Origin of the sequence: Stutzerimonas kirkiae, from assembly GCF_004327335.1 — a bacterium.
Lineage (GTDB): Bacteria > Pseudomonadota > Gammaproteobacteria > Pseudomonadales > Pseudomonadaceae > Stutzerimonas > Stutzerimonas kirkiae.
This window is the reverse complement of record NZ_QJUO01000010.1, coordinates 14,285-27,224: the sequence shown is the minus strand read 5'-3', so window position 1 is coordinate 27,224 and position 12,940 is coordinate 14,285. Positions and strand designations below refer to the sequence as shown.

The window sequence follows — 12,940 nt, the reverse complement described above, 5'->3', positions numbered from 1 at the left end:
AAATCGGACTTTTAGAATAAGAATATTCATTTTACCTATATGGATATTGCCCCGGTCGACACTTGGCAAAGGGCCATACGGCGGCTCGCACCTGACGCTATAAGCGGCTATCCATGCCCCTGGATGCTCTGTTTCAAGCTTCAGGGGTGCCACTGCCATAAGCCCTGGCGCGCAACTGCCCGCAGCCACCGTCGACTTCCTGGCCCGCCGAGTCGCGGATCTTGGTCAGGATGCCGTGGCCATGCAGGTAGCGCATGATCTGTCGCGTGCGCTCCGCGGTCGGGCGCTGGAACTGGTCATTCTCCAGGCTGTTGTAGGGAATGACGTTGAGGATGGCGAACTTGCCTTTGAGCAGGCGGATCAGTGCGTCCATTTCCTCCTGTGAGTCATTGATGCCGGCCAGCAGGGTCCATTGGTACTGGATCGGATAACCGCCATTGCGGGCATAGGCCTCGGCATGCTCGACCAGTTCCGCGGGAGGGATGCGCGGAGCCTTCGGCAGCAGGCGCTGGCGCAGCGAAGCATCCGTGCTGTGCAGCGAAAGGGCCAGGGCTGGCTTGACCTGCTGGCGTGGCAAGCGCTCGAATACCCGCAGGTCGCCCACGCTGGAAAACACCAGTTGCTTGTGGCCGATACCGCCGACCGTACCCAGCAGGTCGATGGCTTCCAGTACATTGTCGAGGTTGTGCGCGGGTTCCCCCATACCCATGAAAACCACCTTGTTGACCGATCTCAGGCTGCGTGCGAGCGCGACCTGGGCGACGATCTCCGCACTGCCGAGTTGACGCAGCAGGCCGGAGCGGCCGGTCATGCAGAAGACGCAACCCACGGCACAGCCCAACTGGCTGGAAACGCACAGGCCGCCACGCGGCAGCAGCACGCTCTCGACCAACTGGCCGTCCGCCAGCGCCACCAGCAGCCGGTTCGAACCGTCGCCATCGGGGTGTTGCGCATGGATGCGCGCCAGCCGTCGCAGGATCGCCTCCAGCTCGGGCAGGGCCTGGCGCACGCCGAGTGGCAGGAAGTCTTCGCTTTTCTGGCGACGCGTGCCGCTGCCGGGCGGCAGGCCCTGCAGCCACATGCGCATCAGGCGCTGGCTGTGGACAGCCTTGGCGCCCGCGCGGGAGAACTGTTGGTAGATATCAGCTATATGCATGGTGTCTTCGAATCAAGCGAAACGGCGGTTGCTGCAGGCAATGCCGATCAGCATCAGGGCGACCGCGGCGAAAGCCAGGCCGAGGGAACTGTAGTGCGCAATGGCTCCGATCAAGGCCGGCCCGGCCAGTACCCCGGCGAAGCCTATGGTAGTGGCGGCGGTCACGGCCTGGTGCACCGGCATGCTCTTCTGCTGGCTGAGGGATGAAATGAGGACCGGGGAGACATTGGCGCAGCCCAGGCCGCAGAGACCGTAGCCGATCAGCACCAGGGGCCAGGCCTCGGCCCATATGCTCAGGAAGATACCGCCGGCGGCCAGCAGCCCGCCGAACAGAATGACCCGCGCCGTACCCAGTGCCCGGGTGAGCCGGTCGCCGGTGAAGCGCCCGCAAGTGACCATCAGGGCGAAGCTGGCATAGCCCAGGCCACCTCGCGCTGTATCCAGCGCCTTCTCCTGGGTCAGGTAGAGCGCGCTCCAGTCGAGGATGGCCCCTTCGGCCAGGTACACGACGAAGCACATCACGCCCACCAGCATCACCATGGCGTTGGGGCGCATGAACGAGACGCCGCCGCCGGGGGCGCGATCCGGCAGGAAGCCCCGGTAGACGGCGGCAGTGCCCGCGAGCAGCAGCAGGATCAGCGCAATGGTACCCGTGGCGGGGCTCAGGCCGCTCATCAACAATCCGGTCAGCAGCAGCGAACCACTGATGGTGCCCAGGCTGAACATGCCGTGAAAATTCGACATCAGGCGCTTGCCGGCGCTGCGCTCGACCAGCAGTGCCTGGATGTTGAGTACCACATCCAACACACCGAGGCTGCCGCCGAAACAGAACAGCGCCAGAGCCAGCAGTGGCAGGGCGCTCGACAGGACCATGCCGGCAAGCGCCAGGCTCAACAGCAGAACGCAGCCGACGATCACCGGGCGGATACCTATCCGCGCCACCAGCAGCCCGGAAAGGGGCATCCAGGTCAGCGAGCCGATACCGATGCACAGCAGCAACAGGCCGAACAGCGCATCGCTTATCTCGATGCGCTCGCGTGCATAAGGCACCAGCGGCGCCCATACGGAAAGCCCCAGGCCGGCCATGAAGAAGCCGCTGCGGGTCGCGCGGCGAATCAGCGGAGAGTCGTTGCTGTCGGTCATGGCTGCTGCGCAAGGAGTGGCTGAAAGACCTGCATTCTCGCCTGCAGGCCCGTATTGAGGGCGGCCAACATACACCAAAGACGATGACGCTGCTCCTGTCGCCTGGCAAGCCCGGCGGGGGAGTGCGCCATGCGGGGCAAAGAGCCGAAAAGAGCGCTGAAAGCTCGAGGCTGGGCGGAACCACTCTTGCCGCCGCCGGTGTCCGGATGACGATCCGGTGCCGTTGCCCTGGCAGGGTCAATGAGGGCAGGGCAGAATAGGCACTCATCCGGGTTCTTGCTGCACAGGAAAAGGCGTCGATATGAAATTCACCGAACGGGGCGACCGGTATGCCTAGCCTGACCCTGGATATCGCCATTTCCCCGGAGCGCCTGCTGGCGCTCTACCAGGGGCGGGCCAACCGGATCCTGGTGCGCAGCCGCGAAGGCAAGCGGGTCAGCCTGCCGGCCCACCACCTGCGACCGTTCTTCGCGCGGGAAGGGTTGTATGGCAGCTTCGTGCTGGATTTCTCCAACGAGGGCGAACTGATCAGCCTGCGCCGTCTCAAGGGGTAGTCGCGGTGGATGATGGCGGCTTTGCGGGTGCGCCATATACCGGGATCCATCCATGATGTAGCCGCATTCTGCCGCCGCGCCATGAAGCCCCTGTTATACTGCGTCACCGTCATCATCTCGACTCTGGATTGCGCATGTATAACCTGGCCCGCCAGTTGCTCTTCAAACTCACTCCAGAAACCGCCCATGAGCTCTCGTTGGAACTGATCGGGGCAGGAGGTCGCCTTGGCTTGAATGGCCTGCTGACGCGCAAGCCGACGCCGTTGCCGGTCAGTGTGATGGGGCTGGATTTCCCCAATCCGGTCGGCCTGGCAGCCGGTCTGGACAAGAATGGCGAAGCCATCCTGGGGCTGTCGCAACTGGGTTTCGGCTTCCTCGAGATAGGCACCGTCACCCCGCGGGCACAACCCGGCAACCCCAGGCCGCGCCTGTTCCGCCTCGCCGAAGCGCAAGCGATCATCAACCGCATGGGTTTCAACAATCAGGGGCTGGACGCCTTGTTGGCCCATGTGCGGGCGGCCGGGTTCAAGGGCGTGCTGGGCATCAATATCGGCAAGAACTTCGATACGCCCGTCGAGCAGGCCGAAAGCGATTATCTGCTCTGCCTGGAGCGCGTCTATCCGTATGCCAGCTATATCACGGTGAATGTCAGCTCGCCGAATACACCCGGGCTACGCAGCCTGCAGTTCGGCGAGTCGCTCAGGCAGTTGCTCGATGCGCTGCGCGTGCGCCGGGAAGCGCTGGAGATCGAACATGGCAAGCGGGTACCACTGGCAGTCAAGATCGCGCCGGACATGAGCGACGAGGAAACCGAAGCGGTCGCCCGCAGCGTACTCGAGGCTGGCCTGGACGGAATCATCGCGACCAATACCACCCTGGCCCGTGACGGTGTCGCCGGCCTGGCGCATGCCGATGAGGCGGGCGGGCTCTCGGGCGCGCCGGTCCGTGACAAAAGTAGCCATACGGTGCGGGTGCTGGCGGAAACCCTTGGCGGCCGTCTGCCGATCATCGCGGTCGGCGGCATCACCGAAGGGCGCCATGCGGCCGAGAAGATACAGGCCGGTGCCAGCCTGGTTCAATTGTATTCCGGGTTCATCTACAGGGGGCCGGCACTGATTCGCGAAGCGGTGGATGCGATTGCCGCGTTGCCACGCTGAGCCGGTCGGACAGGGGCTCTCGCAGAGCCCCTGGTGTGACTGCTGGCCGGGATCAGCCGACTGCTCGTAATTCGTTCAGCCTGTGCAGGCCGGCGGTGCCGGTCAGGCCGTCCCAGTTGTCGCCCCGGCCCTCACGCCAGCCATTGATCCAGGCCTGGCGGATGCCGGGGTGGGAAAAGGGACACAGGTCGCGGGACTTGCCATGGATGCCATGCTGATAACCGCGCAGAAATGCTCGTTCCATCGGATCACGCTTGAGTCTTCTCATTGGGTATTGCCCTCAGTGGTTGACTGGTGTTCCTGCTCGTTGCGAGGCTTTTCGTTGTAAAGCCTCGTGGGAACCGCTGCCGGCGTGGCGGTTCCCGGCCAGCGCATACGAATGGCTGGCTGGTCGAGTTCTAACCCAATGCCCCTGTGGCTGGAATGATCGTTTTGTCATAAGCACGTAACCCGACCATGGAACTGCCCTATAAGCTTTGCCGCCACAGCGCTGTAAGGGGCGGCCCTGACAGACTTTTTCGCAGCGGGAGAGAATCGCTCCCATTGCCATAATGACCATGATCATCCGACGAAGGGATGCTCGCGGCTTACCCATTGCGACTCACGGATTTCACATGAGCGACCGCCACGAACTGATACTGACGTGCCCCAAGGGGCTGGAAAACCTGCTGCTGGCCGAGGCGAGCGAACTCGGCCTGGAGGATGCTCGCGAGCAGGTCGCCGCCGTTCGAGGGCAGGCGACCCTGGAGGTGGCCTACCGGCTCTGCCTCTGGTCGCGGCTGGCGAATCGCGTGTTGCTGGTGCTCAGGCGCTTCCCCACGCAGACGGCGGAAACCCTCTATCAGGGTGTGCATGAACTGGACTGGTCCGAGCACCTGGCTGCCGACGGTAGCCTGGCCGTCGAGTTCAGCGGCGTCGGCTCGGGCATCGACAATACGCATTTCGGTGCCCTGAAGGTCAAGGATGCGATCGTCGATCGCCTGCGCACCCACGGCGGGCAACGGCCCGCCATCGACAAGCTGAACCCCGACCTGCGTGTCCACCTGCACCTGGAAAGGGGGCAGGCCGTGCTCTCGATCGACCTGTCCGGGCACAGCCTGCACCAGCGCGGCTATCGCCTTCAGCAAGGGGCGGCACCGCTGAAGGAAAACCTCGCGGCGGCGATCCTGATCCGTGCCGGGTGGCCACGCCTGGCACGCGAGGGCGGGGCGCTGGCCGACCCCATGTGCGGCGTCGGCACCTTTCTCATCGAGGGGGCGATGATCGCCGCGGATATCGCGCCCAACCTGAAGCGCGAGCGCTGGGGTTTCTCGAACTGGCTGGGGCATGTGCCGGCCATCTGGGCGGGCCTGTGCAGCGAGGCACAGGCCCGCGCCGAGGCCGGACTGGCCCGGGCGCCACTGTGGATTCGCGGCTACGAGGCCGATCCGCGGCTGATCCAGCCGGCGCGCAACAATATCGAGCGCGCCGGGTTGGCGGAATGGGTGCGTATCTACCAGGGGGAACTGGCGACCTTCGAGCCACGCACGGACAAGGGGCAGAAGGGGCTGGTGATCTGCAACCCGCCCTATGGCGAACGCCTGGGTGATGAGGCGAGCCTGCTTTATCTCTACCAGAACCTTGGCGAACGCTTGCGCCAGGCCTGCCTTGGCTGGGAGGCGGGCATCTTCACCGGCGCGCCCGAGCTTGGCAAGCGCATGGGGCTGCGTAGCCACAAGCAGTATGCTTTCTGGAATGGCGCGCTGCCATGCAAGCTGCTGTTGTTTCAGGTCGAACCGCAGAACTTCGTGACCGAGCGCCGCGAGCAGCAGGCCGTGCCGACCGCGCGCCTGAGCGAAGGGGCGCAGATGTTCGCCAATCGCCTGCGCAAGAACCTGCGCACCCTGGGCAAGTGGGCACGCCGCGAAGGGGTTGAATGCTACCGCCTGTATGACGCGGATATGCCCGAATATGCCCTGGCGGTGGACCTGTACCGGGACTGGGTGCATGTGCAAGAGTACGCGCCGCCGCGCTCCATCGACCCGCTCAAGGCCCAGGAACGGCTGATGGACGCCCTGGCGGCACTGCCGCAGGCGCTGGAGGTCCCCCAGGAACGCATCGTCGTCAAGCGCCGCGAGCGCCAGAGCGGCACCCGGCAATACGAGCGCCAGGCGGCCAGGGGCGAATTCCTCGAGGTCGCGGAGGGTGGCGTGAAGCTTCTGGTCAACCTGACCGACTACCTCGATACCGGGCTGTTCCTCGACCATCGCCCATTGCGCTTGCGCATCCAGCGCGAAGCGGCAGGCAAGCGCTTCCTCAACCTGTTCTGCTACACCGCCACGGCAACCGTGCATGCCGCCAGGGGCGGCGCACGCAGCACCACCAGCGTCGATCTTTCCAGGACCTACCTGGACTGGGCGCGGCGCAACCTGGCGCTCAATGGGTTTTCCGACAGGCAGCGCCTGGAGCAGGCCGATGTCATGGAGTGGCTACGCAACGACCGAGGCGAGTACGAACTGATCTTCATCGATCCGCCGACCTTCTCCAACTCGAAGCGCATGGAAGGTGTTTTCGATGTGCAGAGGGACCATGGCGAGTTGCTCGACCTGGCCATGGCGAGGCTGGCGCCAGGCGGGGCGTTGTATTTCTCCAACAACTTCCGGCGTTTCTCGCTGGATGAGGACCTGGCCTCGCGCTACCTCATCGAAGAGATCAGCGGCACGACCCTGGACGCCGACTTCCAGCGCAACAACCGCATTCACCGTGCCTGGATGATCAAGGCCGGGAAATAGCGGCGACCGATGATGTGGCCGTGGAGCGCCGTCGGCGCTCCACGCCTGGGGATTCGTTCAGATCGCGGCTGACGCCGGGGCTTGTGGGCGGGATGACGCTTCGCTGTCCTGCGGGCTGTGGATATTGACCGCATGCAGCCCCTTGGGCCCCTGGATGATATCGAACGTGACCGCCTGCCCGGCTTTCAGTGTCTTGTAGCCATCCATCTGTATGGCCGAATAGTGGGCGAACAGGTCCTCGCTTTCGCCATCGGCCACGATGAAGCCATAGCCCTTGGCGTTGTTGAACCACTTGACCTTACCACTTAGCATGCTGGTATCCCTCTGCAAAGGAGTCCATTACTGGAGTAACATCCATTTCATTCCGCGCTGTGCGGCCCAGGGCCCATTGCGCGCAACCCGTTGCCGATGTAGGCACCTTACCGTTTTTATCATCGTTTGGCTGATAGTCAAGGCGGCTCGTCGGCTGCTGTGAAACACGTCAACCATTGCGGCTCCCCGGCCCAGATCGAGAAACCGATACGCATGCATGCAATACCCGATATCCGTCAGGCTTCCGACCAGGAGCACCACGACGACACAGATGGTCACGATTCAGGCATCGCCGTGCAGGAAGCCAAGCCTGCGCTGCAGGCGCCGCCGATGTATAAAGTGATCATGTTCAACGATGATTACACCCCGATGGATTTCGTCGTCGAGGTGCTCGAAGGCATATTCAGTCATAACCGCGAACAGGCCACCAGGATCATGTTGGCCGTTCATACTGAAGGAAAGGCGGTCTGCGGCATCTACACGCGAGATATCGCTGAAACCAAGGCCGCTCAAGTCAATCAATATGCAAGGGAATGCCAGCATCCGCTGCTCTGCGAGATAGAGAAAGACGCTTAATCCGAAGAACGGTCCAGGCAAGAGGTGAAGCTATGTTGAATCGAGAGCTGGAAGTCACTCTGAATCTGGCCTTCAAGGAGGCCCGTGCCAAGCGTCATGAGTTCATGACGGTGGAACACCTGTTGCTGGCGCTGCTCGATAACGAGGCCGCCGCCACGGTACTGCGCGCCTGCGGGGCCAGCCTGGACCGCCTGCGCCATGACTTGCAGGAGTTCATCGACTCGACGACGCCACTGATTCCTCAGCATGACGAGGAGCGCGAGACGCAGCCGACCCTGGGCTTCCAGCGGGTGCTGCAGCGTGCGGTGTTCCATGTGCAGAGTTCGGGCAAGCGCGAGGTGACCGGCGCCAATGTGCTGGTGGCCATTTTCAGCGAACAGGAAAGCCAGGCGGTATTCCTGCTCAAGCAGCAGAACGTGGCGCGCATAGATGTCGTCAACTATATCGCCCATGGTATTTCCAAGGTGCCCGGCAACGAGCCTGCGGAAAACGATGCGGAAATGCAGGACGAAGAGGCGGTCGAGGGCGCGAGCGCAAGCAGCCCGCTCGATTCCTATGCCAGCAATCTGAACGAGGCCGCCCGCCTGGGACGCATCGACCCGCTGGTCGGGCGCGAGGCCGAGGTGGAGCGTGTCGCGCAGATCCTCGCGCGGCGGCGCAAGAACAATCCGTTGCTGGTGGGCGAGGCGGGGGTCGGCAAGACGGCGATCGCCGAAGGGCTGGCCAAGCGCATCGTCGACGGCCAGGTGCCCGACCTGCTGGCCGACAGCGTGGTCTATTCCCTGGACCTTGGCGCGCTGCTGGCCGGCACCAAGTACCGGGGCGACTTCGAGAAGCGCTTCAAGGCGCTGCTCGGTGAGTTGCGCAAGCGCCCGCAGGCGATCCTGTTCATCGACGAGATCCACACCATCATTGGCGCCGGCGCGGCTTCCGGCGGCGTCATGGATGCCTCCAACCTGCTCAAGCCATTGCTTTCCTCCGGAGAAATCCGCTGCATCGGCTCCACCACCTTCCAGGAGTTCCGCGGCATTTTCGAAAAGGACCGGGCATTGGCCAGGCGCTTCCAGAAGGTGGATGTCAGCGAGCCCTCTGTGGAGGACACTATCGGCATACTGCGCGGCCTCAAGAGCCGCTTCGAGCAGCACCACCATATCGAATACACGGACGAGGCGCTGCGTGCGGCCGCCGAGCTGGCGGCACGCTACATCAACGACCGGCATATGCCGGACAAGGCCATCGATGTGATCGACGAGGCTGGCGCCTACCAGCGTCTGTTGCCGGAAGAGCAGCGGGTGGACAGTATCGATGTCGCCCAGGTGGAGGATATCGTGGCCAAGATCGCCCGTATTCCGCCCAAGCATGTCACCTCTTCGGACAAGGAACTGCTGCGTAACCTGGAGCGGGACCTCAAGCTCACGGTATTCGGCCAGGACGATGCCATCGGCTCGCTAGCGACCGCGATCAAGCTGTCGCGCGCGGGCCTGAAGGCCCCGGACAAGCCGATCGGTTCGTTCCTGTTCGCCGGCCCGACCGGCGTCGGCAAGACCGAGGTGGCCCGCCAACTGGCGCGCGCCATGGGCATCGAGCTGGTGCGTTTCGATATGTCCGAATACATGGAGCGGCATACGGTGTCGCGCCTGATCGGCGCACCGCCGGGGTATGTCGGCTTCGACCAGGGCGGCCTGCTGACCGAGGCGATCACCAAGCAGCCGCATTGCGTGCTGTTGCTGGATGAAATCGAGAAGGCGCATCCGGAGGTGTTCAATCTGCTGCTGCAGGTGATGGACCACGGTACGCTGACCGACAACAACGGGCGCAAGGCGGATTTCCGCAATGTCATCCTGATCATGACCACCAATGCCGGCGCGGAAACCGCAGCACGCGCCTCGATCGGCTTCACTCATCAGGATCACACTTCGGACGCCATGGAAGTCATCCGCAAGAGCTTCACGCCGGAGTTCCGCAACCGCCTGGACAGCATCATCCAGTTCGGCCGGCTCAGCCATGAAGTCATCAAGAGCATCGTCGACAAGTTCCTGGTGGAGTTGCAGGCGCAACTGGAAGACAAGCATGTCACGCTCGAGGTGTCGGAGCCGGCGCGCAACTGGCTGGCCGAGCATGGCTACGATGCGCAGATGGGCGCACGCCCCATGGCGCGCCTGATCCAGGATCGCATCAAGCGCCCGCTGGCCGAGGAAATACTCTTTGGCGAGCTATCCCATGGTGGTGGCGTGGTGCATGTGGACATGCAGGGCGAAGAACTGCATTTCGAGTTCGAAGTCGCCGAAGAGATGGCCTGAGCCTTTCGCGATGGCCAACTAAAAAGCCCGGCAAGGTGACTTGCCGGGCTTTTTAGTGATCGCGGATCAGCGTGCGCGGTAGGTGATACGCCCTTTGCTCAGGTCGTAGGGGGTCAGCTCGACCCGAACCTTGTCGCCGGTGAGAATCCGGATGTAATTCTTGCGCATCTTCCCGGAGATATGCGCGGTAACGACGTGCCCGTTTTCCAACTCCACGCGGAACATGGTGTTTGGCAGGGTGTCGACGACAGTGCCTTCCATTTCGAAGCTGTCTTCTTTCGACATTCAGTAAAGCCCTCGATAACCAAAGATTGGCCTGACACAAGTCGATGTCCAGGCAAAAGCGGCGGGTATTGTGCCCGAAATGGCCTGCCGAGCCAAGGCTTCAGTTGAGCAGTACCCAACGCTGGTTGACCAGAAGCTCGATTGGCCGGTATTCGGTCTTGTAGTTCATTTTCCGGCAGTTCCTGATCCAGTAGCCGAGGTAGAGCGCTTCCAGGCCCAGGCGGTCGGCCTCTCCCAGTTGCCACAGAATGGCGTAGCGCCCCAGGCTCCTGTGGGCCATCTCGGGTTCGTAGAAGGTATAGACGGCAGACAGGCCGTTGGGCAGTACGTCGGTGACCGCAACGGCCAGCAGCCGCCCATCCAGCCGGAACTCGTAGAAATGGCAGAAGGGCAGGTCCCTGACCAGGAAAGTGGTGAATTGCTCGCGGCTTGGCGGGTACATGTCGCCATCCGCATGGCGCTGCTCGATATAGCGGGCATACAGCGAGTAGATCTCATCGTTGCAGGTCGGCCGGCGTCGTTCGACCCGCAGGTCGGCGTTGCGCTTGATGATGCGCTTCTGCTGGCGCTTCAGGGCCATGCCGGCGACGGGCAGGCGAGCGGCTATGCAGGCGCTGCACTGCTGGCAGTGAGGACGGTAGAGGTGGTCGCCACTACGGCGAAAGCCGACTTCGGATAATTGCGCATAGATCTGCTCGTCCATCGGCTGGCTGGGGTCGAGGAACAAGGTGGTGGCCTGCTGGCCCGAGAGATAGCTGCAGTCATGCGGCTGTGTGGCGTAGAACTTCAGACGAGCCAGCGAGGTCATGGTCAAGCCTCATGCATTTCATGGCTGTCAGTTTAGGGGATACTCGCCCGACCTCGCCAGTTGGACTCGCCCGGTCGGCCCAGCGCGCCATGCAGGATCGCGGCGAACTCCGTGCGTGGTATCTCGCGGGCGCCGAAGCTGGCCAGGTGGCGGGTATGCATCTGGCAGTCGAGCAACTCGAAGCCCCATTCCCGCAGGCACTCCACCAGGTGGGCAAAGCCGATCTTCGAGGCATCCGTGGCGTGGCTGAACATCGACTCGCCGAAGAACAGCCTGCCCATGGCCAGGCCGTACAGGCCACCGACCAGTTGCTGTTCCTGCCAGACTTCCACCGAGTGCGCCACGCCCAGCTCATGCAGACGCAGGTAGGCGCGCTGCATCGGGCTGGTGATCCAGGTTCCGTCGGTATTGCGCCGCGGTCCGGCACAGTGGCCGATGACGGCCTGGAAGGCCTGGTCCAGGGTGACCTGGAAAGGCTGTTGGCGTATGCGCTTGCGCAGGCTGCGTGACACATGCAGCTCACCCGGGAACAGCACCATGCGCGGGTCCGGCGACCACCACAGCAGTGGCTGGCCATCCTGATACCAGGGGAAGCAGCCATGCCGGTAGGCCGCCAGCAGCCGTTCGACGCTCAGGTCGCCGCCAGCCGCCAGCAAACCGTTCGGTTCGCGCAATGCCGACTCGAGCGCAGGGAACGCCAGTTCGTCACGCGACAGCCAGGCCAGCATCGACACCACTCCAGCTCAGTTGTCCAGGTACTTCTCGGCATCCAGGGCCGCCATGCAGCCGGCGCCGGCCGAGGTGATGGCCTGGCGATAAACATTATCGGCCACGTCGCCGGCAGCGAATACGCCGGGAATGCTGGTGCTGGTGGCATCGCCCTGGTTGCCGCCCTTGACCACCAGGTAGCCGTCGTGGGTTTCCAGTTGGCCCTGGAACAGTTCGGTGTTGGGTTTATGCCCGATGGCGATGAAGACGCCAGCCAGCTCGAGGGTTTTCTCTTCGCCGGACTCGGTGCTTTTCAGGCGCACGCCGGTGACGCCGCTGGCATCGCCCAGCACTTCTTCCAGGGTGTGGTTCCAATGCAGGCGGATATTGCCGCTGGCGGCTTTCTCGAGGATCTTGTCCTGCAGGATCTTCTCCGAACGCAGTTTGTCGCGGCGGTGGATCAGGTGCACTTCCCTGGCGATATTGGACAGGTAGAGCGCTTCCTCGACCGCGGTGTTACCGCCACCGATCACCGCGACCACCTGGTTGCGATAGAAGAAACCATCGCACGTGGCGCAGGCCGACACGCCGCGACCGGCGAAGGCGTCTTCCGAGGGCAGCCCCAGGTACTGGGCCGAAGCGCCGGTGGCGATGATCAGCGCATCGCAGCTATAGGTGGCATCGTCGCCCTTGAGCAGGAACGGGCGCTGCTGCAATTCGGCGGTATGGATATGGTCGTGGACGATCTCGGTGTCGAAACGTTCGGCATGTTCGCGCATGCGTTCCATCAGGCCCGGGCCGGTCAGCCCTTCGACATCGCCTGGCCAGTTGTCGACTTCGGTGGTGGTGGTCAACTGGCCGCCCGGCTGGATCCCGGTGATCACCAGTGGCTTCAGGTTGGCACGGGCTGCGTAAACGGCCGCGGTATAGCCGGCAGGGCCAGAGCCGAGAATGATCAGACGTGAATGCTTGACTTCACTCATAAAAAGCCCTCATAAGCCTTTGTTTCGAAATGGATGAACCTGTGCCGCGAAAAGCACACAAAGAAAACTGGCGGTTATGCTACACCGAAGCATCGCGAAAAGCCCAAACCGGCTTGGTATGCGCGCTGCATCATCCGTACAATGCCGGAGATTCCAGTTCATCGAGTGCGCCCTGGCGCAGGATATA

13 protein-coding genes are annotated in these 12,940 nt (G+C 63.1%); 5 read left to right on the top strand and 8 right to left on the bottom strand.

Annotated elements, in window-relative coordinates; translation table 11 throughout:
* Positions 1-133: 133 nt before the first annotated feature.
* Both DNJ95_RS07620 and DNJ95_RS07615 read right to left on the bottom strand, forming a co-directional pair.
* Positions 134-1,156 (bottom strand): RNA methyltransferase, encoded by a 1,023-nt coding sequence (locus DNJ95_RS07620; protein WP_131184123.1) that lies wholly within the window; start codon positions 1,154-1,156, stop codon positions 134-136.
* Between the two features lie 12 nt (positions 1,157-1,168).
* Positions 1,169-2,299, bottom strand: coding sequence for an MFS transporter (locus DNJ95_RS07615; RefSeq protein WP_131184122.1), 1,131 nt, complete (start codon positions 2,297-2,299; stop codon positions 1,169-1,171).
* Positions 2,300-2,628: 329 nt separating this feature from the next.
* On the opposite strand from DNJ95_RS07615, the gene DNJ95_RS07610 reads away from it, so the two are divergent.
* The gene (locus DNJ95_RS07610) at positions 2,629-2,853 is read left to right on the top strand and encodes a DUF2835 domain-containing protein (RefSeq protein ID WP_131184121.1); all 225 of its coding nucleotides are present in this window, start codon (positions 2,629-2,631) and stop codon (positions 2,851-2,853) included.
* A gap of 134 nt (positions 2,854-2,987) precedes the next feature.
* Entirely contained in the window at positions 2,988-4,010 is a 1,023-nt protein-coding gene (locus DNJ95_RS07605) for a quinone-dependent dihydroorotate dehydrogenase (RefSeq protein ID WP_131184120.1), read from the top strand.
* Between the two features lie 52 nt (positions 4,011-4,062).
* Here the strand turns inward: DNJ95_RS07605 and rmf are convergent, their stop codons facing one another.
* Positions 4,063-4,278: a ribosome modulation factor gene (gene rmf, locus DNJ95_RS07600; RefSeq protein WP_131184119.1), complete on the bottom strand. Its 216-nt coding sequence runs from the start codon at positions 4,276-4,278 to the stop codon at positions 4,063-4,065.
* Between the two features lie 346 nt (positions 4,279-4,624).
* Here rmf and rlmKL point away from each other — a divergent pair, with 346 nt between their 5' ends.
* Positions 4,625-6,781 (top strand): bifunctional 23S rRNA (guanine(2069)-N(7))-methyltransferase RlmK/23S rRNA (guanine(2445)-N(2))-methyltransferase RlmL, encoded by a 2,157-nt coding sequence (gene rlmKL, locus DNJ95_RS07595; protein WP_131184118.1) that lies wholly within the window; start codon positions 4,625-4,627, stop codon positions 6,779-6,781.
* 57 nt (positions 6,782-6,838) lie between these two features.
* Here the strand turns inward: rlmKL and cspD are convergent, their stop codons facing one another.
* Complete coding sequence (gene cspD, locus DNJ95_RS07590) at positions 6,839-7,093, bottom strand: cold shock domain-containing protein CspD (RefSeq protein WP_131184117.1); 255 nt, start codon at positions 7,091-7,093, stop codon at positions 6,839-6,841.
* A gap of 213 nt (positions 7,094-7,306) precedes the next feature.
* Here cspD and clpS point away from each other — a divergent pair, with 213 nt between their 5' ends.
* On the top strand, positions 7,307-7,669 hold the full coding sequence (gene clpS / locus DNJ95_RS07585; RefSeq protein ID WP_131184193.1) for an ATP-dependent Clp protease adapter ClpS: 363 nt from the start codon (positions 7,307-7,309) through the stop codon (positions 7,667-7,669).
* A 32-nt stretch (positions 7,670-7,701) separates the two neighbouring features.
* Positions 7,702-9,969: an ATP-dependent Clp protease ATP-binding subunit ClpA gene (clpA, locus tag DNJ95_RS07580; protein WP_131184116.1), complete on the top strand. Its 2,268-nt coding sequence runs from the start codon at positions 7,702-7,704 to the stop codon at positions 9,967-9,969.
* Positions 9,970-10,035: 66 nt separating this feature from the next.
* Here clpA and infA read toward each other — a convergent pair whose 3' ends face one another.
* The 4 genes from infA to trxB form a co-directional block, all read right to left on the bottom strand.
* Entirely contained in the window at positions 10,036-10,254 is a 219-nt protein-coding gene (gene infA, locus DNJ95_RS07575) for a translation initiation factor IF-1 (protein ID WP_002553999.1), read from the bottom strand.
* A 100-nt stretch (positions 10,255-10,354) separates the two neighbouring features.
* The gene (locus DNJ95_RS07570) at positions 10,355-11,062 is read right to left on the bottom strand and encodes an arginyltransferase (RefSeq protein ID WP_131184115.1); all 708 of its coding nucleotides are present in this window, start codon (positions 11,060-11,062) and stop codon (positions 10,355-10,357) included.
* Positions 11,063-11,094: 32 nt separating this feature from the next.
* Positions 11,095-11,790, bottom strand: coding sequence for a leucyl/phenylalanyl-tRNA--protein transferase (gene aat, locus DNJ95_RS07565; RefSeq protein WP_131184114.1), 696 nt, complete (start codon positions 11,788-11,790; stop codon positions 11,095-11,097).
* 15 nt (positions 11,791-11,805) lie between these two features.
* Positions 11,806-12,753, bottom strand: a complete 948-nt coding sequence (gene trxB, locus DNJ95_RS07560; RefSeq protein WP_131184113.1) for a thioredoxin-disulfide reductase — start codon at positions 12,751-12,753, stop codon at positions 11,806-11,808.
* Positions 12,754-12,940: the final 187 nt, after the last annotated feature.